This window comes from Streptomyces sp. NPDC020379, from assembly GCF_044387105.1.
Lineage (GTDB): Bacteria > Actinomycetota > Actinomycetes > Streptomycetales > Streptomycetaceae > Streptomyces.
The window spans coordinates 53,175-71,229 of sequence record NZ_JBIRVR010000018.1 but is presented as its reverse complement, the minus strand read 5'-3'; the positions used below and the strand labels follow the sequence as shown (position 1 = coordinate 71,229).

At 69.6% G+C, this 18,055-nt stretch carries 21 protein-coding genes and 3 pseudogenes; 12 read left to right on the top strand and 12 right to left on the bottom strand.

Going from position 1 to position 18,055, the window contains the following annotated elements; translation table 11 throughout:
- Nucleotides 1-23: 23 nt before the first annotated feature.
- Nucleotides 24-110: pseudogene (locus tag ACH427_RS22885) on the top strand (IS5/IS1182 family transposase); the annotation flags it as partial.
- A gap of 37 nt (nt 111-147) precedes the next feature.
- Here the strand turns inward: ACH427_RS22885 and ACH427_RS22880 are convergent.
- Entirely contained in the window at nt 148-447 is a 300-nt protein-coding gene (locus tag ACH427_RS22880) for a hypothetical protein (RefSeq protein ID WP_398871910.1), read from the bottom strand.
- Between the two features lie 257 nt (nt 448-704).
- Here ACH427_RS22880 and ACH427_RS22875 point away from each other — a divergent pair, with 257 nt between their 5' ends.
- Complete coding sequence (locus ACH427_RS22875; RefSeq protein WP_398871908.1) at nt 705-1,079, top strand: VOC family protein; 375 nt, start codon at nt 705-707, stop codon at nt 1,077-1,079.
- A gap of 103 nt (nt 1,080-1,182) precedes the next feature.
- Here the strand turns inward: ACH427_RS22875 and ACH427_RS22870 are convergent, their stop codons facing one another.
- Both ACH427_RS22870 and ACH427_RS22865 read right to left on the bottom strand, forming a co-directional pair.
- Entirely contained in the window at nt 1,183-2,190 is a 1,008-nt protein-coding gene (locus tag ACH427_RS22870) for a DUF6624 domain-containing protein (protein WP_398871906.1), read from the bottom strand.
- 117 nt (nt 2,191-2,307) lie between these two features.
- Complete coding sequence (locus ACH427_RS22865; protein ID WP_398871904.1) at nt 2,308-2,688, bottom strand: YybH family protein; 381 nt, start codon at nt 2,686-2,688, stop codon at nt 2,308-2,310.
- A gap of 133 nt (nt 2,689-2,821) precedes the next feature.
- On the opposite strand from ACH427_RS22865, the gene ACH427_RS22860 reads away from it, so the two are divergent.
- From ACH427_RS22860 to ACH427_RS22845, 4 genes and pseudogenes are all read left to right on the top strand, one after another.
- Nucleotides 2,822-3,721: a helix-turn-helix domain-containing protein gene (locus tag ACH427_RS22860; RefSeq protein WP_398871902.1), complete on the top strand. Its 900-nt coding sequence runs from the start codon at nt 2,822-2,824 to the stop codon at nt 3,719-3,721.
- A 465-nt stretch (nt 3,722-4,186) separates the two neighbouring features.
- Nucleotides 4,187-4,948 carry a GNAT family N-acetyltransferase gene (locus tag ACH427_RS22855; RefSeq protein WP_398871900.1) on the top strand — a complete coding sequence of 254 codons (762 nt, stop codon included), beginning with the start codon at nt 4,187-4,189 and terminating at the stop codon, nt 4,946-4,948.
- Nucleotides 4,949-5,434: 486 nt separating this feature from the next.
- Nucleotides 5,435-6,943 (top strand): glycosyl hydrolase family 18 protein, encoded by a 1,509-nt coding sequence (locus ACH427_RS22850; protein ID WP_398871898.1) that lies wholly within the window; start codon nt 5,435-5,437, stop codon nt 6,941-6,943.
- Nucleotides 6,944-7,103: 160 nt separating this feature from the next.
- Nucleotides 7,104-7,286: pseudogene (locus tag ACH427_RS22845) on the top strand (hypothetical protein); the annotation flags it as partial.
- A 97-nt stretch (nt 7,287-7,383) separates the two neighbouring features.
- Here the strand turns inward: ACH427_RS22845 and ACH427_RS22840 are convergent.
- Nucleotides 7,384-7,821, bottom strand: coding sequence for a nucleoside deaminase (locus ACH427_RS22840; RefSeq protein ID WP_398871896.1), 438 nt, complete (start codon nt 7,819-7,821; stop codon nt 7,384-7,386).
- Nucleotides 7,818-8,630, bottom strand: coding sequence for an LLM class flavin-dependent oxidoreductase (locus tag ACH427_RS22835; RefSeq protein WP_398871894.1), 813 nt, complete (start codon nt 8,628-8,630; stop codon nt 7,818-7,820). Before ACH427_RS22835 ends, ACH427_RS22840 begins: the two co-directional genes overlap by 4 nt.
- Before the next feature lie 93 nt (nt 8,631-8,723).
- Here ACH427_RS22835 and ACH427_RS22830 point away from each other — a divergent pair, with 93 nt between their 5' ends.
- Nucleotides 8,724-9,209, top strand: coding sequence for an Lrp/AsnC family transcriptional regulator (locus ACH427_RS22830; protein WP_398871892.1), 486 nt, complete (start codon nt 8,724-8,726; stop codon nt 9,207-9,209).
- Between the two features lie 362 nt (nt 9,210-9,571).
- Here the strand turns inward: ACH427_RS22830 and ACH427_RS22825 are convergent, their stop codons facing one another.
- Nucleotides 9,572-9,721, bottom strand: a complete 150-nt coding sequence (locus ACH427_RS22825) for a hypothetical protein (RefSeq protein WP_398871890.1) — start codon at nt 9,719-9,721, stop codon at nt 9,572-9,574.
- Nucleotides 9,722-9,836: 115 nt separating this feature from the next.
- Here ACH427_RS22825 and ACH427_RS22820 point away from each other — a divergent pair, with 115 nt between their 5' ends.
- Both ACH427_RS22820 and ACH427_RS22815 read left to right on the top strand, forming a co-directional pair.
- A complete protein-coding gene (locus ACH427_RS22820; protein WP_398871888.1) occupies nt 9,837-10,169 on the top strand; it encodes an ArsR/SmtB family transcription factor in 333 nt (110 codons plus the stop codon).
- 59 nt (nt 10,170-10,228) lie between these two features.
- Nucleotides 10,229-10,909, top strand: coding sequence for an NAD(P)H-dependent oxidoreductase (locus ACH427_RS22815; RefSeq protein ID WP_398871886.1), 681 nt, complete (start codon nt 10,229-10,231; stop codon nt 10,907-10,909).
- Nucleotides 10,910-10,958: 49 nt separating this feature from the next.
- On the opposite strand, the gene ACH427_RS22810 is transcribed toward ACH427_RS22815, so the two are convergent.
- The 4 genes from ACH427_RS22810 to ACH427_RS22795 form a co-directional block, all read right to left on the bottom strand.
- A complete protein-coding gene (locus ACH427_RS22810; RefSeq protein WP_398871884.1) occupies nt 10,959-11,204 on the bottom strand; it encodes a hypothetical protein in 246 nt (81 codons plus the stop codon).
- Nucleotides 11,205-11,284: 80 nt separating this feature from the next.
- A complete protein-coding gene (locus tag ACH427_RS22805) occupies nt 11,285-12,145 on the bottom strand; it encodes an oxidoreductase (protein WP_398871882.1) in 861 nt (286 codons plus the stop codon).
- Complete coding sequence (locus ACH427_RS22800) at nt 12,132-12,989, bottom strand: helix-turn-helix domain-containing protein (protein WP_398871880.1); 858 nt, start codon at nt 12,987-12,989, stop codon at nt 12,132-12,134. Before ACH427_RS22800 ends, ACH427_RS22805 begins: the two co-directional genes overlap by 14 nt.
- 173 nt (nt 12,990-13,162) lie before the next feature.
- Entirely contained in the window at nt 13,163-13,606 is a 444-nt protein-coding gene (locus tag ACH427_RS22795; RefSeq protein ID WP_398871878.1) for a nucleoside deaminase, read from the bottom strand.
- 619 nt (nt 13,607-14,225) lie between these two features.
- On the opposite strand from ACH427_RS22795, the gene ACH427_RS22790 reads away from it, so the two are divergent.
- The 3 genes from ACH427_RS22790 to ACH427_RS22780 all read left to right on the top strand — a co-directional run bounded on the left by ACH427_RS22790 (nt 14,226) and on the right by ACH427_RS22780 (nt 16,620).
- On the top strand, nt 14,226-15,038 hold the full coding sequence (locus ACH427_RS22790) for a phosphotransferase (RefSeq protein ID WP_398871876.1): 813 nt from the start codon (nt 14,226-14,228) through the stop codon (nt 15,036-15,038).
- Nucleotides 15,039-15,185: 147 nt separating this feature from the next.
- Nucleotides 15,186-15,344: a thioredoxin family protein gene (locus ACH427_RS22785; protein WP_398871874.1), complete on the top strand. Its 159-nt coding sequence runs from the start codon at nt 15,186-15,188 to the stop codon at nt 15,342-15,344.
- 835 nt (nt 15,345-16,179) lie between these two features.
- On the top strand, nt 16,180-16,620 hold the full coding sequence (locus ACH427_RS22780; protein ID WP_398871872.1) for a hypothetical protein: 441 nt from the start codon (nt 16,180-16,182) through the stop codon (nt 16,618-16,620).
- Nucleotides 16,621-16,760: 140 nt separating this feature from the next.
- Here the strand turns inward: ACH427_RS22780 and ACH427_RS22775 are convergent.
- Both ACH427_RS22775 and ACH427_RS22770 read right to left on the bottom strand, forming a co-directional pair.
- Nucleotides 16,761-17,170: pseudogene (locus ACH427_RS22775) on the bottom strand (SulP family inorganic anion transporter); the annotation flags it as partial.
- 350 nt (nt 17,171-17,520) lie between these two features.
- Nucleotides 17,521-18,048: an EF-hand domain-containing protein gene (locus tag ACH427_RS22770; RefSeq protein WP_398871870.1), complete on the bottom strand. Its 528-nt coding sequence runs from the start codon at nt 18,046-18,048 to the stop codon at nt 17,521-17,523.
- Nucleotides 18,049-18,055 lie beyond the last annotated feature (7 nt).

The following is an 18,055-nucleotide window of genomic DNA, read 5'->3' as shown; positions in this document are numbered from 1 at the left end:
GGTGAGGCGGACGTTGCCCGGGCATGGGGCGGGGTGCGTGGAGCGGGATCGTTCAGGACGGGCAGGGGGAGCTCGCGAAGCCGCTCATCCCGCCGGGCCGGGTGCGCCCATAGTGCTGCTCCGCAGAAGTTCGTCGAGGGGTGTTGATCAGGCCGCCTTGAGCGGGGTGCCTTCGTAGGTCCACCGGTAGGGCCCGGCGGTGTCATGGTGGCCGATTACGTAGGCTTTCAGCTTCTCGATCAGGTCCTGGCGGCCGGCGAAGTCGCCGTGTCGCAGGACCCGGCGGATCAGGGCGGAGAAGAACAGTCCGACCTGGCTGAGCCAGGAGGCGTGCGGTGAGGTCCAGCACACGTGCGCCGGCCACGCCTTGGTGTGCTTGGCGGTGTGCGCGGAACCGCCGTTGGCGGACCCTTCCACCGCCGCGAGCGCGCTCCGGGCCCGCAGCACCGCCCGCACCTCGGACTTCCGAAGCCACCGTCCTGCTGACCGATCGCTCTTCCGTTGTCACAGCCTGCAAGATCCAGTAAGGTCACCCGACGTGAACACCGGACCGGCACTACGCCACACACAGATCGGCTATCCGGTGGAGGGCTGATCGCACGGTGGGTGCGGAGAAGGCACCCCATCGGTTCGGCACGCGGACCTCCCGATGCTTGTGCATTGCGAGTCCGTTCTTCGTGTCGAGCAACAGCGAGGTCAGCCGAATGACAGTCACGTTCAACCACACCATCATCGCCGCCAAGGATCGCAACGAGTCGGCTCAGTTCTTCCGAGAACTGCTGGAACTTCCGGAAGCACCGTCATGGGGCCCGTTCACCAACATCCAACTCAACGATGGTGTGCTGCTTCAGTTCGCCGAGCCGCCGGTGGAGATCCAGATGCAGCACTATGCCCTTCTGATCGACGATGAGCTGTTCGACCGGACGTATCGGCGGCTGTGCGATCGCGGCATTGAGCACTGGTCCGATCCGCAGATGCGAAGCCCCGACAAGATCAACCATGAGCACGGCGGCCGAGGGGTGTACTTCAAGGACCCTGCCGGTCACTTGATTGAGCTGATCACACGCCCCTACCTGTAACCGCTGCTCAACACCCCTCGACGGACGTCCGCGGAGCAGCACTGGGCAGCGGGACACCGAAGCCGACGGGGATGGCCTTGCTGTACAGGTTGTGCGGCCGTGGTCAGACGTTGGTGTCGTTGATCCTTTTCGTGGCCTCGGAGAGGGGTTCCAGGCCGTGCTCGGCCCTCCTCTGATCGACTCCGTCCGGGTCGCGGATGGGGAACGGCTCGTAACCTCCACCGGGTGCCGGCCGGTGCTGGGTGCCGAACCACTGCTCGCCCCCGTCGGCATGGACAGCGACGCGGTCCTCCAGGAACGCCAGGTGCCGCGGCTCGGCGTCCCCCGACGTCACCGCCTCGGCCAGCAGCTCGATCCACGCCCGCTGAAGGTCCGGCTGCCGGTCGGCGTGCTGGGTCAGCAGCCACGCGGCGTCGGCGCCGTCCTCGCCACACAGCGCGCGGCCCGGCCAGCCGACCCGGTCGATGACCTGCCGCAGCCAGGCGGTGTTGCCCTCGTCGGCCTCCGCCCACCGGGCCGCCGTCTCCTCGCTGATCGTACGGGGCAGGTGGTGCCGGAACTCCTGGTCCGCGTCGCGGCGTCGCAGCAGTTCCCGGCGCAGGGCCTCGTCCCGCACGGGACGAGGCCGTCGCTCCGCCACGACGCCCGGCACGGCATCAAGCAGGGTGCTGCCGAGGACCCGGGTGTTCGCGGGGGCGTCCAGAGCCTTCAGTCCGGCGGCGCTGACCCACCGGAACGGGTGCTCCCGGGGACTTCCCGGCCCGTAGGGGCGGTCGACCACGGCGACGTGGATGTGGTCGACGTGCCGGTGCCGCTTCGGGTGGTGGCCGTCCGGACCCGCGGGCATGACCACGGTCCACCACGCCGGCCGGCTCTCGGTGGCGTGAACCGGCCGAGCCGGGAAGCGCGGGTAGCCGCGTGGCAGGCCGTGCCCGGCCGACGGCAGGAGCCGTGGGCGGTAGCCGGTCTCCTCGACGGTCTCGCGCAGCGCCGCTTGCTCAGGAGTCTCTCCAGGCTCAAGGTGTCCGCCACTGACCATCCATCGGCCGTGGTGCGGGTGTTCGATCACCCCGAGCCGCCACAGGGAGCCGAACCGGGCGAGCAGGTACACGCTGGCTGTCTCGTGCGACACATCCACTGCGGCAGCCTCCCACTCTCCGCCCGAGCCGAACAGGCCGCCCGGTGGCCTGAGCTGAAACGGGCAGCCTCCCTGTCGGCACCGGCGTGCTCAGGCCGTACCGAGCGGGTTGAGCACGGCGAACCGCCAGCAGCCGTCGGCGTCCCGGCGCGCGACGTTGGCCGTGGTGCCGGCCGAAGCGACGCGCCGGCCGTCAGGGGCGGTGACTTCGAGGGTCCAGTCGGTGACGAGCAGCGCGGACTCGGCGCCGACCAGAGCGTGCCGTGACTTGTTGGTGAGCCGGCCGCGGGCGGCGACGGTGCCGCCGATCTCCTGACGCAGCGCCTGGTCACCGGTGATGACCGCGCCGGTGACGGTACGCATGGCGGCCCCGGGGGCGAACAAGGCCAGTACGCCACCGACATCACCGCGGTTGAGGGCGGCCTCGAACGCGACGGGCAGCTGTGCGGGATCAGTGAGAGCGGTCTTCACAGTGGTGGGTCCTTCCTGGGTCGGAACAGTGGTGTCCGGTCGCGCTGCCGGCCTTGAGGCCCGGCGGCGTGCGGCGCTGTCTCCACGATCCGTGCCAGGGGCTTCCCGCGGCGAGGTAGGGTCGGGACCCACCATGGTTGAAGTTGGACAACGCGACGTCGTCGACATCCCCTACCGCAATCCTGACCGCCCCCTGCTGGGCATCGAGGTCCTGACATTCGACGCCCTACGCCGCAGGATGAGGCGGACGGTGGCCCGCGCCGCGAGTCGGCCGGACTTCCACCAGCTGCTTCTCGTACGGGGCGGCACGGGAACCGCGATGGTCGATTTCGTCCCTCAGCCCTGCGCACCGCGCACACTGCTGCATGTGCGGCCCGGGCAGGTGCAGCGGTTCCCGGCCGGTCCGACGGGCCGCCTCGCCGAACTGGACGCCGTACTGGTGCTCTTCACCGCCACGTTCCCGCCACCCCTGCCCTTGGCCGCGCCCCTTCTCGACGGATTCGGCCCGGCCGGGTGGGCGTTGTCCCCGGGCGACTACGAGGCCCTCGAGAGGACCCTGGCCGAGATCACGGCTGAATACCACGCAGTGGAGAAGCATCGGGAAGACCCGGACGCCGACCTCACCGTTCAACTGCTGCGCCAACTCCTCGGCACACTGCTGCTGCGCCTGGCACGGCTGCCGCACCCGGACCACGCCGCCTCGCGGCCCGCGGGCGGCGAGGTCTTCCGCGCCTTCCGGTACGAGCTGGAGCGTTCGTTCGCCGCCACCCGCTCCGTGCAGAGCTATGCCGCCCGGATCGGCTACTCGGCACGGACTCTGACCCGGGCGTGCCAGGCCGCGACCGGCCGTACCGCCAAGCAACTCATCGACGCCCGCGTGGCCTTGGAGGCGCAACGGCTGCTGGTGCACACCGACCTTCCCGTCGCCGCGATCGGCCGGGCGCTCGGATTCTCCGAGCCCACCAACTTCGGGAAGTTCCTCGTCCGCGAGACCGGCCACACACCCGGCGGCTTCCGCACGCGTCAGCGCTGAGCGGGGCCGGGCGGGGAGCGCCCGGCGCACCGGGCGGCGCTGGGCCGGAGGGGGCTCAAGGAGCAAGGCTCAGCAGATACACCGTCCCCTCTCCGCAGGTCGCGGCATCATGAAGCACGGTAAGGATCTCGGATGCCCTCTTCACACCGGGGGCAGCCCGTCACATTCGAGGTGCTCGTCCGGAAACCTGGCCGGGCCCGCTCCTGACGGCGCCGGACAAGGGCCCCTGGGGGCCGCCCGGGGGCAGGGGCGGGCCGCCCGGCTGCGGATTTGCATCGGTCCGGGGGCGGTATGCGACAGTGGGCCCTCCGGTGCGCCAGGCGCTCCGCCATACGCGCGCGGCGGCCGCCGGAATTCCCACATCTCCCATCACCGAACGACGGTTCCGGCCCTGCCCTGCGCGGATCCGGACCATCCGCCCGCCCTTCCGCCCTCCTCCACAGAGGAATCCCTCCCCAGAGAACCATGCAGGCGACGACCCTTCCTCCCCGGACCACGGACCTGTTCGCCCAGGGCCTGGAGCTGCAGACCGGCTCGGCCCTGCTCCGCTTCGGCGCCGCGCGGCCACGCCCGGCCGACCGGGTCAGCTGGTCCGGCGACGGTGCGGTGGCCTGGCTCGACGAGCCGCGCGGCCACCTGTGGAGCGTCGGCGAACCGACCGCCGCAGCCGGCCTCACCCTCCGCGCTGCGCACCAACTCGCCGGATGCGTAGCAGAGTTCACCGGACCACGGGGCACCGACGTACTGCTCGGCCGCCATCTCCCGGTGACCGACCCGGTCGCCTGGGTCTTCCGGTGGACGCTCGACGAGCCGCCGCTCCATCCAGCGGAGGAGCGGGTGGCCGAGCTGGACGAGACGCACCACGGCGAACTGCTCGCCTTCCTCGGCGAGCACAGCCCGGCCCACTCGACCGGGCCCGGCTCCTCGGACGTCAGCCTCTGGGCGGGGATCCGTGACGCGGACGGGCGGCTGGTGGCGTGCGGCGCCATGAGCAGCCTGCGGGACAGTGGCGCACCGCTGATGGCGTCCGTCGCGACCGACGCGGCCCTGCGCGGCCAGGGGCTCGGCGCGGCGCTCACCTCGTGGCTGACCCGGTACGCCGTCCGCCGGTACGGCTTCTGCACGCTGTGGCAGCTTGCCGACAACACCCCTGCGGACCGGCTCTACACCCGCCTGGGCTACCGCAACGAGGACCCCTGCGTGTCCGCGCGGTTCAGCACCCACTGACCGGCCCGCGCTCGGCGGCCCGCCCCGGCCCCGGCATACGGGCGCAGCGGTTCAACCGTTGGTACGCACGGTGGTGGCCGCACCGGCAGGGGCCAGGCCCCCAGCTGAGGCTGGTCGCGGTGGTGGTCGTAGATGACGAGGCCGGGCGATGCCCACCCTCGCAGCAGCCTCCTCAAACCCCTCAGCTGCCGTTCGGCCGCCCACCCGGACGGCAAACAGGAACATCGCCATGCTTCATGGCGCCATGACCTGCGGAAAGGAGAGTGGCACAGCGGGTGGTGAGGACCCGGACGCCCGGGTTCCCCGGTGGCGGACATGCCTCTGACGCACTGTAAGCGCGTGTCGACCGGACGGGTGTGCGCGAGATCCGGCCATTCCCGCCAACTGGTGGAAGTCGGCAGCCCGCTCCGCTCTAACCTGGCGCCCGGTGTGATCATCCGGAATCCCTGCGTTGCGGGGTGCCGACAGGTGAGGACGCGGTCTTTCATGAGCGATGCGAGCAGGTTCGTCCAGGCGGACGAGGCCACCCAGAGGACCTATCAGCAGACCGGGTTCGATCCCGCTTCCTCGGACACCCAGCTGTCCTACACCTCGCACCGGGTCGCCAAGCCGGCGTACAACACCTATGAGCCGGGCTCATACGAAGTCGCCTGCTACTACTCCGACTTCGCCCAGTACGACGCCCGGCTCCAGGATGACTACAACCCGGCTCACCTCGGCCGCGGTGCGGACCTGGCGCAGTTGCACGCCCACCCCACCGCCTATGACACGGTCATCGTGCACTCGGCCGCCATCACGGGCGACCAAGGTGAGAAGGCATCCTTCATCGCCCAGTCGGCCCAGCAGCTGGGGCGCAAGCGCGGCGAGGTGACCTTCCTCGACTCCTGGGGTGCTCTCCAGTCATTCCGCAACGTCGGCGCCAAGGGCTTCGAGGACGTCCAGCTCCCCGGGGACTTCCAGCAGGACAAGGTCCTCGGGCTGCTCGGCGGCCTGCGCGAGCTGGCCAAGCGCAGCGTGGCGGCGGGGCGCGAGCTGAAGATCGCGCTGAACGTGGGCGGCTGGACGACGAGTGAACCCTTCCACGGGCTTGCCAAGGATCCGGCGCAGCGGCAGGTGTTCGCCGCCAGCGTCGTGGACCTCTTCGGGAGGTTCCCGATGTTCACCGCCGTCCACTTGGACTGGGAGTACCCCGGCGCCCCGGGGAACGACACCCCGTACGGGCCGGAGGACGCGGCCAACTTCGCGCTCCTTGTCGCCGATGTCCGCCGTGCGCTGAATGAGGCCGGGCGGGAGGACACGGGCATCGGCATCGCGCTCAGCGCGGACGTGGACATCCTCGCCAAGACGGGCGTGGCCGCCCTCGTGGAGGCGGGCGCCGACCGGCTGAACCTGCACGCCACGGACTTCTTCGGCGCGCCTTGGGCACCGGCCCTGGGCCACCAGGGCGCTCTGCACGGCGACCCCGACAACCCCGAGGCCAAGTCCGTCGACCGCACCGTCACGTACCTGCTGGGTCAGGGCATCGAACCCCGCCTCATTCACGTCGGCTACGCGACCTCCAGCCACAACGCCCGCCAGGCCACCCTCACCAGCGCCTCGCCCCTCGCCGGCACCTACGGGCGCGACGCCCGCACTCCGATCGTCGGCAGCTTCGAGTCCGGGGTCAGCGAGTGGCCGGACCTCCTCGCCAACTACCTCGACCTCGAAACCGGCCAGGGCCGTAACGGCTTCACCCTCCACACCGACTCCGTCGCCGACGCCGACTTCCTCTACAACGACAAGACCCGCGTCTTCATCTCCCTCGACACCCCGCGCACGGTCCGCGCCAAGGCCCGCTACGTCGCCGAACACGGCCTCGGCGGCCTGTTCGCCTGGACCGGCGACACCGACAACGGCCTCCTTCTCAACGCCGCCCGCGAAGGACTCGGCCAGACCCCCACCCAGCAGACCATCGACATGAACACCCTCTACACCACCGGCAACGACGCCCTCTGACCACGCGCCTGTCCCCTGACGACACCCCTCGCCAGGGGACAACCCCGCCACACCCACCCGTACCACCGTGCCCGGACACAACTCGTCTCGGTCATGTCCTGCCCCAGCCCCCGCTACCACGGCGACAAGGGCGAGTGAACGCGTCCTTCCGTACCGCCGAGCCTTCAAGAACGTGGCGGACGCACCCATGTCGATGCTCATGCTCTTCACCCCGGGCGCCCCGCGCGAGGAGTTCTCCGAAAAGGTCGCGGAGATGGCGCAGCGCGGCAGCGAAGAACGCAAGGAGTTCCGGGTGCGGCACGACAGCTACTTCGAGGAGGACTTCGGGGCGGGGTCGGTGTAGTGGGCCGCAGGATACTGGCTTCAGTCGTTCGGGTTGGCGGAGCAGCACAGCGGCCTGTCCCTCGGCGTACCGAGACCGATGTGACGAGCCGTTGTCATCAGCGCGTCCGGTAGTAGGCATCAATGGGGGCGCGTGCCTCGTCGAAGAGAGCGGGGCCGTCCTGCGTCACTGACGGCCAGGCGCCCGACTGCGGGTTGAGTGCGACGAGTTGCTCGGTGGAGAGCGCGTGGACGACCCGGCCGATGCCGGAGCGGACGATGGCGCCGGCGCACATGCCGCACGGCTGACAGCTGGTGTACATCGTGGTACGGGCGGCCGTGTCCGCGTCCAGCTCACGGGCCGCCCACCGGGCCAGCTTCAACTCCGGGTGGGCCGTGATGTCGTCGTCCCGCCGGACCGTGTTGTGTGCCTCGGCGAGGACCGACCCGTCCGGGCCGACCAGCAGCGAGCCGTACGGCGCGTCGCCCAGTTCCACGGCGCGCGCCGCGATACCGATGGCGCACCGCAGCAGCGCCTCGTCAGCAGGGGTGATCATGACGCCTTCCGCCATCGCTCGGCCACCGCCGTGAGTGCCCGCCACGCGGCCTCCGGCCGGCGGGTCTCGGCCGGATCCCCGTGGTACGGGTCGAGCACCACCGTCTCGGCACCGAGCTCACGAAGCTCCCGCAGATCACCGACGATCTGCTCCAGATCCCCGACACCGGCGGGCCGTTCGGTCTCCTCGACCGGAGCGTCGGTCAGCCGCAGCGCGATACGGGGCGCGAACCCCGGCACATCGTTGTCCGTGAGAACCGACCGCATCCGCGCCACCGGAAGCCGCAGCGGATGCCAGGCGTCGCCGAACCTGACCGTCCGCCGGATGGCCGCCGCGCTGTGGCCGCCGATCCACACCGAGGGCGCGGCACCGCCCTCCGCCTTCCATGCCTCCCGCACGACACCCAGGCACTCGTCGGTCAGCCGGCCCCGCGCGGCGAACGGCACCCCGAGCGCGTCGAACTCCTGCCGCGCCCACCCGACCCCCACGCCGAGCACGAACCGCCCGCCGCTGAGCCGTTGCAGGCTGCTCGCCATCCGCGCCACCAGCAGCGGATGCCGGTACGGCAGCACCAGCACGGTCGTGCCCAGGCGCAGCCCGTCACCGCTGATTCCGGCCAGCCAGGACAGGGTGGTGAACGGGTCGTGGAACGGCTCCGGATACCGCTCCGCCACATCCGGGGTGACGGCCACATGGTCCGACACCATCAGCAGGTCGAACCCGGCCCCCTCCACGACCCGCGCCCATTCGCGCAGCACGCCGGGGTCGGTTCCGGGCCCGAAGTTCGGTACGTTGAGGCCAAGTTGCATGCCCCGAGGCTATTCCGGTGATCATGCCGCAGGGAACCGAATTCTCCCGGCACTCACCGCCGCCCACCATGAATCTCCCGGTAATATCCCGCCATGACCGTGAATCTCGATGACACCGACTGGGCGATCATCGCGCAACTCCAGCAGGAGGCCCGCATATCCCTCAGCGAACTGGGGCGCCGCATCAGCCTCAGCGCGTCGGCCACCACCGAGCGCGTGCGGAACCTGGAGTCGCTGGGCGTCATCACCGGCTACCACGCCACCGTGGACCTGGCCAAGGTCGGCTACCCGGTGCTCGCCGTGGTCCGTCTGAAGTACCCCGGCAACCGCCACCAGCCGCTGCACCACCTCCTCGCCGAGCGCCGCGAGATCCTGGAGTGCCTGCGCACCACGGGCGACGACTGCTACACCCTGAAGGTGGCCGCGGCCTCCATGGAGCACTTGGAGACACTCGTGGACGAGCTGGCCGGCTTCGGCAGCACGACCACGAGCGTCGTCTACAGCCGGACCCTGCCGCTTCGCGGACCCGGTCGGCCCGGCCAGGAGCCGGCCCGGCACCGCGTTCCCGCGGATCGGTAGCGGAGCTCCCTCGCGAGGAGTATGCCGACCGTCGGCCGCGGACCGGGCGGACGCGGATCGTCCTGCGGCGACAGCGGCCAGGGTCGCTCTCCCTCCCCCACATCGACGGTGGAGCAGGGCGGAGAGCCGGCACCCGGGTTCGATGAAGCCCCGCCAACTTGATTTCTGCTGGTCAAGGGGGGCCGGTGCGATGCTACCGAAGGGTCCTTGGGCTGGTGGCGGGCGGTAGTCCGTCGTCTTGATCGTTGGGCGGGAGTCACGGGCGGTCTGTCCGTTTCCAGGTCAGGGGCTGAGCGGGTTCGCAGGCTCGTGGGATGACCGAGCTCAGCGCAGTCGCCGAACGCGTCGCCGCTCGCCGGGCGTCACGTGACGAGGAGGAGAAGCTCCTGGTCGAACGCCTTGAGAAGGTCGGCGGGGAGCGCGAGGGTCTCGTTGCGGCGATGCGTGTGGGGGAGCGCCTGCACGCTCAGCCGGAGGCGGAGAGGGCCGCCACGCAAGCGGTGCCCGCGCATGGATGTTGCGGGACACCATGCTGCTGCCGGGTCGATCAAGACTCTGGCCTGACCTCTGCGGATTAGGTATCGAGATATCGTGGTGTGTCGGATTGTTCGGCGAGAGAGGTGGCGCATGGCCGCGACGGCGGGGTTGGGTTCGGGGGATCTGGTCGAGGTGTTCAAGGCCCTTGGCAACCCGGCCCGTTTGCAGATCATGCAGTGGCTCAAGGATCCCGACGCGCACTTCGACGCGTATGAGCCGATCGCGGACCGTCAGGCGGTCGGCGTGTGCGTCACGCACATCCAGGCGAAGTCGGGGCTCGCCCAGTCGACCGTCTCCAGTTACATGAGCACGCTCGAACGGGCCGGACTCGTACATCCGACACGGGTGGGCAAGTGGACGCACTACCGGCGCGATGAAGGGCGGCTGGCGCAGTTGGCGCGGGCGATCGGCACCACGCTCTGATCGCGCGATCGGCGCCACAATCCCATTGACGCATCGCGATACGTCGATATGATTTCTTCATGTCGCCCTTCGACGCTGCTCCCACCGCCCTGATCGTTCACGCTCACCCCGAGCCTCACTCGTTCAGCACCGCCCAGATGACCACCGCGGCCCAGGCCTTGCGCGCCGCCGGATACCGGGTCGACGTCCTCGACCTCTACTCCGACGCATGGGCCCCGGTCCTCACCCGCGAGGAATTCGCGCCGGTGGAAGGCCACTTCAAGCCACAGGCCGAGCAGCGGCGCGCGGTCAAGGACGGGACACTCGACGCGGCCGTCAAGGCCCATCTCGATCGGCTGCTCGCCGCTGATCTGCTCGTCCTGTCGTTCCCGCTGTGGTGGTTCTCGCTCCCCGCCATCCTCAAGGGATGGGTGGACCGGGTCTTCGTGAGGGGCGGGGTCTTCGGCGGGGACTACGGACTCTTCGACGAGGCGGCGCTCGCCGGGAAGCGGGCGATGCTGTTGTTCACGACCGGTGGGTCGAGCGAGTCGTTCCAGCCTGGTGGCGCCTTCGGCTCGATGGACGACTTCTTGTTCCATATCCACCGCGGAATGCTGGAGTTCGTCGGCTACCAGGCCCTCGCCCCTGTGGTCACCTATGGACCGGCGGGCATGACCGACGAGGAGCGGATCGCGGCGCTGGACGCGGTCAGGGAGAGGTTCGCGCACATCGCAGCTGATGTGCAGACCACCGTGGGTTGACCTCTACGTCGTCGCTGCCCCTGCTCCTACCCCTGCCCACGCCGGCCCGTCAGATCACCCCGGGCCGCCGCACAAGAAGCCCTGCCGCCTTGAAGTTGCAGGTCAGTGAGGTGGTGTGACCGTTGAGGGGCTTGCTCGCGCAGTTCGCGGTGCCGTCGATCAGAATGACCTCGCCACCCCGTTTGGCGATCTTCTTCAGGGCGCGGTCCAGGCGCGGGGCGCGGGCGAGCGGACAGACCGCCGCGACTCCCGCCCGACGATCAAGACGATGGGCTACCGCCCGCCACCAGCCCAAGGACCCTTAACCCTTCGGCAGCATCACACCAGCCCCCTGACCAGCAGACATCAAGTTGGCGGGGCTTCGATGATGCAGCGTCAGCTCGCGGCCCGCTCCGGAGGGAAGTCGGTGCCGAGAGTGACCTCCCGCCAGTCGTCGAAGGTGGTTCTGAGGGAGTCGAGCTTGGCGGTGGCGATGTCGTAGGCCGCCTTGCCCAGCAGCAGGCGCAGCGGCGGCTGTCCGGCCATCGTGGCGTCGATGATGGCCTGGGCGGCGCGGGCCGGGTCCCCGGGCTGATGGCCGAAGGTGGCCAGCGTGCCGGCGCGCCGTGTGCCCGCGGTGGGGGCGTAGTCGTCGATGGTGGTGGCGGACTGGCGCATGGAGGGCCCGGGCCAGTTGGTGCGGAATGCGGCGGGTTCGACGATCGTCACCTTGATGCCCAAAGGCGCGACTTCGGCGGCGAGTGACTCGGAAAGACCTTCCACGGCGAACTTGGTGGCGTGGTAGTAGCCGGTGGCGCCGAAGCCGGCCAGGCCGCCGAGTGAGGAGATGTTCACGATGTGGCCGGAGCGGCGTGCGCGCATGCCCGGCAGGACGGCTCTGATGGTGTCGGCCAAGCCGAAGACGTTGGTGTCGAACAGGGCACGGATCTCGTCGTCCTCGCCCTCTTCGACGGCGGCGAGGTAGCCGTAGCCGGCGTTGTTGACCAGGACGTCGATCTTCCCGAATGCGGTCTGCGCCTGGGCGACAGCCGCCGCTGTCTGCTGGGGGTCGGTGACGTCCAGCGGCAGGGGGAGAGCGCGGTCGCCATGCCCGCGGATCACGTCGGCGACCGTGCGCGGGTCGCGGGCGGTGACCGCTGCCTGCCATCCGCGCTCCAGCACCGCGGTGGCCAGTGCCCGGCCGAGGCCGGAGGAGCAGCCGGTGATGAACCAGACCGGCACGTCAGGGGAGCTCATGCGGGGTGTGCCCTTCGGTTGGAATGTCGGCGGAGCCGGTGAGGGTGAAGCTGCCGAGCAGGGCCAGTGACCGCTCGGCGGCGGTGCCGGGTTCGGCCCGGTAGACGACGAGGTGCTGGCCGGGGGCGCTGTTGACGGAGAAGGTCTCGAAGCCCAGGGCGAGGTCGCCGGCCAGCGGGTGGCGGAAGTGTTTCGTCGAGGACGTCTTGGCCCGTACCTCGTGACGTGCCCACATGCGCGCGAAGTCCGGGCTGCGCGCGGACAGTTGGCTTGTCAGCTCCCGCAGCCGCTGATCGCCCGGATCGGGGTTGGCGGCTCGCAGCGCGGCCACGCACCCCTGCGCGATGACGGCCCAGTCGCGGTAGAAGTCCCGGGCGGCCGGGTTGAGGAACATCGCTGTGATCAGACTGGACTCGCTGCCGAGCCACGAGAAGAGAGCCTCGCCGAGGGAGTTGACGGCCAGCAGGTCGAGGTACCGGCCGTAGACCAGAGCCGGTGTGTCCGCCCATATATCCAGCAGGGCCACCAGTTGCGGGCCCGCGTACTCCCGGGCGGGCCCGGAGCTCCGGGGCCGCGGCGGATCGACCAGCGCGCGCAGGTAGGCGGCCTCCTCGTCCTTCAACAGCAGGGCGGCCGCCAGGGCCCGCAGGACCTGGGGTGAGGGGTTGCGTTCGCGTCCCTGCTCCAACCGCACGTAATAGTCGGTGCTCACCCCGGCGAGGACCGCGATCTCCTCGCGTCGCAGACCGGGAGTACGGCGCGCCCCCGCGGGCATCCCATGGTCCTCGGGACGCACCAGCGCGCGCCGGGCCCGTAGGAACTCACTCAGCCGGTTCGTGTGCATGGCCACCAACGTAGAGGCAGGCGGCAGGACGAGGGTGGCCGTGTCACACCCACCCGGTGGGCCTGCTCAGCAGTTGCCGGAGGCCGGGCCGGCCGGATACGACAGCATCGGGGCCCGTCGGCACCTCCGGTCCTCACATACGCGCGGGGAGTGGCCTTGCCAGGCACAGGTCCTCACGCCGTTTCACCGGCCGGCCCCGTGGACCTGCTGTAGAGGGGGTCGGTGAGATCCGACCGTACGTCGCACGCCACCGCGGGCCGCACCATCGGTCGCGAGCGCTGGGCGACGGCGGTGAAGGACAGATCGATCTGAGGGATCCCGTAGGAGATAAGCTTCGTGACGGAGGTGCCGTAGGCGACGCCCCACACCTTGCCCCACAGGAGCGCGCCCGCGCACATCGGACGCGGCTCGGCGGTGGTGACCACCACGTGCGAGGCGAGGTCCAGGCCCGCCTCGGCGGCCTTGCGCAGCAGGTTGACCTCGGCGTGTGCCGTGGGGTCGCCGGAGATGTCCGTGGTGCAGCGGGCCCCGGCCACGACGGCCCCGCTGCCGGTGCCGAGCAGGACGGCCCCGTAGGGCCGGCGGGCCCGGCGGGCCTGGTCCACGGCGGCGGGCATCGCGCGTTCCACCGCGTCCGCGAGATCCGCGGGCCAGTCCCCGCTCCGGTGCCGCGGACGGGCACCCAAGCCGGGCGCATCCGGATCTTGGCCGACAAGAAGTCCGGCAAGAACGCCGAACGCCAAGAACTCTGGACGGCCCGGGACTACCTCCGCGCAGGCGCCGCCCTCCGCGCCTTTCGACTCGATCGCGTCGCGTGCCCTTGCCTGTTCGGCGGCGGGCGCCGGTGCCGTGCTGCGCCCGGCCGGCTGGGGAGTCGGGGCGGACCGGCTTCTGCCGCATGCCGGGCTCGAAGCCGCCGCCCTGGATCATGAAGCCGTTGATCCCCCGGTGGAAGACCGTGCCGTTGTCATGTCCCTTCCTTCTCCGCACTTCACTGTTGGGAGGAGTGCGTGCCATGGAAACTTCGTTGCTGCCCGAGGGCGTCACCTGGATCATGTCGCCATGGAGAGACGACCGAGCACACAGACCGACAGTGCTCCTGCAGCCGCGGGTGTGCGTGTGGACTGGTGGGCTGTTCCCCACGGTGTGCGAAGCGCAGTGGAGGCACGCCTGGGGGCGCCTGTCCAAAGCGCCGTTACCCAGGCCGGGGGCTTCTCGCCTGGGGTTGCCGCTCGCATGCGCCTGGTCGATGGTCGGCGGGTGTTCGTGAAGGCCGTGGGTCCTGAGCCCAACCCCGACACCCCTGACCTCCACCGGTCCGAGGCACGGATCACCGCTGCCATGCCGATCGCAGCACCTGTGCCACAGCTGCTCATGACCCTGGATCTCGAAGGCTGGGTCGTTTTGGTCTTCGAAGACGTGGACGGGAGGATGCCGGCCCAGCCATGGCAGTTGGACGAGCTCCACCGGGTTCTTGCCGCGGCTGACGAGCTGTCCGTGCTGCTCGATCCTTCGCCGATCGCGGCACCAACGGTTGCTGACCGATTCGGTGAGAAGTTCCAAGGCTGGCGTCGTCTTTCCGCCGCTTCCGCCGATGGGACAGTCGACCTGGCCTGGCTCGATCCCTGGGCACGACGCAACCTGGAACGCCTCGTCGACCAGGAAGCTGCATGGATCGCAGCTGCAGCCGGTAGCGCCTTGATCCACGGTGATCTGCGGGCGGACAACATCCTGCTGACCGGCAACCGCGTCATGGTCGTCGACTGGCCGTGGGCCGCAGTCGGAGCTTCGTGGTTCGACGTCGTAGCGATGGGTCCGAGTGTGATCATGCAGGGCGCCCCGGATGCTGTGAGTCTTCTTGATCAGCACCTGTTCGCTCGTGGTGCCGACCCGGAAGATGTCACCACCGTGCTCATCGCTGTGGCTGGATACTTCCTTCATCAGTCCGTCCAAGCCCCGCCGCCGGGGCTGCCGACATTGCGGGACTTTCAGCGTGGTCAGGGTCAAGCTGCACTCCATTGGGTGCGTGAGCGGACGCATTGGCGATAGAGCCCCGGGAAAGCCCGAGGTCAAGTTCCTGTTGAATCGGACCGTGGTCGTGATATCCGATACCGACTTCGAGAGTGTTGTCATCGAGTCCGGCAAACCGGTGCTGGCCGCGTTCGGCGCATCGTGGGACGGGCCGAGCAACCCATCGTGAGTCTCGACGTCGACGAGAGCCAGGCCACGGCGGCCCGGTTCGGCGTTCGTGGCGTCCCGACTCTGATCCTGTTCAAGAACGGTGCGGCAGTGGGGCAGAAGGTCGGGGCCGTGAGCAAGAGCCAGTTGACGAGCTTGCTCGACAGCCGCATCTGATCTTCCGGGGCCGTGTATCCGTCACTGTCGCCGTCGTGAAGCATCACCGCTGATGCCCGGAGCCAAGGTCGAATCGCGGCGACGGTGACGGTCTGCCGGACTGCGAGGCCTCGCCCCGCTGGCCCGGGGTGACCGGGAGAGCCAGCGGACCCAGTTCACCTTCTCCAGCGAGGTGGATCTTGCCGGTCCGTCCGCCCCGGCAATGCCGAGCCCCTTGTCTGAGCGGTGCTGCCGGGGCATTGATGTCCGTGCCGCTCATAGACGGCCTTCCAGTTCCCGAAACGTGCCGGTGGATCCCGCCAAGGAACACGGGCCTGCCCGGGAAGAGGAAGACCCGTTGACCACCGTGCGGTGATCGGCCCAGCGTCCACGCTGCCCGGACTCCGGCAAATGCGGCTTCACCGGGCCCACTCGCCACTCGTTGAATCGCCCCGCTCCGTGCAGGAATCCGGCGCCCTCAACGCGAGACGCTCACATGATCAGCCGGACAGGACTTAGATGACGGCTCGTTCCCTGCCCCGCACCGCCCTTCAGCTGCCGCAACCGCTCTACGGGTGAGGAGTCGGAGCGAGCAGGTCTGGGGCATGCGCGATCACGGGGCGGGAGACCGACCCGCAGATGTCGAAGGCGCGCGGCGACCACGTCGACACCGGCGCCTGCCACCGACGCACCCGGGCCGCGCGCCGATCTCCGAACGGCCAACTACAGGGCCACGGACTGGCCAACCGCAGTCCACGCCACCGCGTGACCTGCAAAGGCTGGGGATCAGCCGGCCACCGCTCAAAGTCGCACGTGATCACCCTTAGAATCGTCCACTTGTCCACTAGGGGGAATCATGCGCAAGATCATCATGGGTGCGGCTCTGGTCCTGACCGCGGCCCTGCTGACGGGATGCGGCAGCGACGGCAGCCCGGCGACCGCCGACAAGCCCGCGACGGCCACGCAGCCGAAGGCGAAGCCGGAGAGCGGGAGCGGTGAGGTCAAGCACGAGGTCACCCTCGAAGTCCTCGGCACCGGCACCACGTCGGTCTACTACAACCTCGACACCAACAAGTTCGAACAGGTCCAGCTGCCCTGGAAGAGGTCCTCGACCATCACCTTGACGACGGACGCCGAGAAGAAGGTCGGCCTCGGGGTGTCCGTCGCCCCCGGCTCCGTCACCGGCTCCGACGGCATGCTGCACGCGGCACCCTGCGTCATCACCGTCGACGGCAAGAAGGTGGCGGACAACCAGAACGGCAAGTCGGACAAGATGTGCGAGTTCAAGCTGAAGTAAGGATTCCGAGGGGCTCGCCGTCTTTCGAGTCAAGTGGTCACCCAGGGCCGGGAGTTAATGATCTGGGTGCACGGGCCGGACTGTGCGGGTGAGGCCGGAGATTCCTGACCCCCCGGCGGACGCGGGCCAGGGCGAGTCGGCCGGGAACCCGCGCCGGTACGGACGTTGACCGCGCTACGGGCTATGGCCCCCGTGGCGGGGACACCGCCGAACAGCGGGCGGCGATGTTGGCCAGACCCTGCCCGGACAGCTCCCGGGCGGGAGCGCGCTTCCGCCCCACCGCCATCCCGTCCGCGACGGACGCGGACAGCGCCGACTCCAGCGCGGCCGGCGCCGCCACCACGACCGCCGGGGCCAACAGGGAACCCAGCGCGCCCGGATCGAGAAAAGACAGCGAGGGGATGGGCGGCCCGGCGGGCAGGTCAGCGATCGAGCCAGCCATGTCCAGGTGGAAGAGCTGGGCCACGCCGGTCACGCCGGTCACCGCGATGATCGAGAACGGGGTCGCCGCCCGCCACCGCGCGCCCAGCGGCACGACCGCGGCCACCGAGCACCGGGCACAGGGCCCGGGACGTGAACCCATATCCCTCACGCAGAAAGCACCTCCGCTTGGACCGGCAGAACCCCTCGGCAAAGTTCATCGCCGCGGCCAGAGAGGCACTTTCGTTTTCGGCACCGCGAGAACCGCGCCTCTGGCGAAACAGCGGGGTGCGGCCTCCCGCTGCCCTCGCGAATCAATCAGTCCACTGCGCCACAGGCGAATCGGGGCAGCCTCGGCAGGTGAATTATCCGGCACACGGAAAACTGGAGGAACACCCCTTTCACCGAAGGGGTGTTCCTCCAGTCTGCCGTGGGGGCGGCGAATCGGTCCGCCGCCCCCACGGCCTGCTCGTGGGCTGTCTAGCCGATCCTGATCTCGGACTGGCCGAGGACATAGCCCTTGATCGCCGTGACGAGCTCGCCGATGGAGACCTTGCCGTCCCGGTCCGTGTCGATCGCCTGGTATGCCTCGTCCACGGCGTCGGCGCGCACGCCGATGACCGCGAGCCACGTGGCGATCTCCTGCCGGCTGATCATTCCGTCGCCGTCGATGTCGCACAGGTTCGCGCAGGCGTACGCGTACGGGGCCATGACCTCGGCGAATCCCGCGCCGCCCCGGTTGCTGATCGCCGATGTCGCCGCCGCGACGAACTGCTCCCGGCTGAGCGCCTCGCTCTTCACGTCGGCCTGGCTGACGATGTACTCGTACACGCTCATGTAGCTCTGCTTGAGCACGATCGCGCGCGGCGAATCCGGGTCGGCGCCGAACGCGCGGGTCAGCCGGTTCGCCTCTTGCTCGAAGTCGGACCGATCGATGCGGCCGTCCTGGTTGACGTCGAACTGGTCGAAGCGCAACTCGAAGACCTGGGCCTTGCTGCCTTTCGCCATTTTCCGC

What these genes read in the sequence shown, in the direction of transcription:
- ACH427_RS22875 (WP_398871908.1), top strand. Translation starts at nt 705, where the DNA reads ATGACAGTCACGTTCAACCACACCATCATCGCCGCCAAGGATCGCAAC.
- ACH427_RS22860 (WP_398871902.1), top strand. Translation starts at nt 2,822, where the DNA reads ATGGTTGAAGTTGGACAACGCGACGTCGTCGACATCCCCTACCGCAAT.
- ACH427_RS22855 (WP_398871900.1), top strand. Translation starts at nt 4,187, where the DNA reads ATGCAGGCGACGACCCTTCCTCCCCGGACCACGGACCTGTTCGCCCAG.
- ACH427_RS22850 (WP_398871898.1), top strand. Translation starts at nt 5,435, where the DNA reads ATGAGCGATGCGAGCAGGTTCGTCCAGGCGGACGAGGCCACCCAGAGG.
- ACH427_RS22840 (WP_398871896.1), bottom strand. Translation starts at nt 7,821, where the DNA reads ATGATCACCCCTGCTGACGAGGCGCTGCTGCGGTGCGCCATCGGTATC.
- ACH427_RS22835 (WP_398871894.1), bottom strand. Translation starts at nt 8,630, where the DNA reads ATGCAACTTGGCCTCAACGTACCGAACTTCGGGCCCGGAACCGACCCC.
- ACH427_RS22830 (WP_398871892.1), top strand. Translation starts at nt 8,724, where the DNA reads ATGACCGTGAATCTCGATGACACCGACTGGGCGATCATCGCGCAACTC.
- ACH427_RS22825 (WP_398871890.1), bottom strand. Translation starts at nt 9,721, where the DNA reads ATGCGCGGGCACCGCTTGCGTGGCGGCCCTCTCCGCCTCCGGCTGAGC.
- ACH427_RS22820 (WP_398871888.1), top strand. Translation starts at nt 9,837, where the DNA reads ATGGCCGCGACGGCGGGGTTGGGTTCGGGGGATCTGGTCGAGGTGTTC.
- ACH427_RS22815 (WP_398871886.1), top strand. Translation starts at nt 10,229, where the DNA reads ATGTCGCCCTTCGACGCTGCTCCCACCGCCCTGATCGTTCACGCTCAC.
- ACH427_RS22805 (WP_398871882.1), bottom strand. Translation starts at nt 12,145, where the DNA reads ATGAGCTCCCCTGACGTGCCGGTCTGGTTCATCACCGGCTGCTCCTCC.
- ACH427_RS22800 (WP_398871880.1), bottom strand. Translation starts at nt 12,989, where the DNA reads ATGCACACGAACCGGCTGAGTGAGTTCCTACGGGCCCGGCGCGCGCTG.
- ACH427_RS22795 (WP_398871878.1), bottom strand. Translation starts at nt 13,606, where the DNA reads ATGCCCGCCGCCGTGGACCAGGCCCGCCGGGCCCGCCGGCCCTACGGG.
- ACH427_RS22790 (WP_398871876.1), top strand. Translation starts at nt 14,226, where the DNA reads ATGCGCCTGGTCGATGGTCGGCGGGTGTTCGTGAAGGCCGTGGGTCCT.
- ACH427_RS22780 (WP_398871872.1), top strand. Translation starts at nt 16,180, where the DNA reads ATGCGCAAGATCATCATGGGTGCGGCTCTGGTCCTGACCGCGGCCCTG.
- ACH427_RS22770 (WP_398871870.1), bottom strand. Translation starts at nt 18,048, where the DNA reads ATGGCGAAAGGCAGCAAGGCCCAGGTCTTCGAGTTGCGCTTCGACCAG.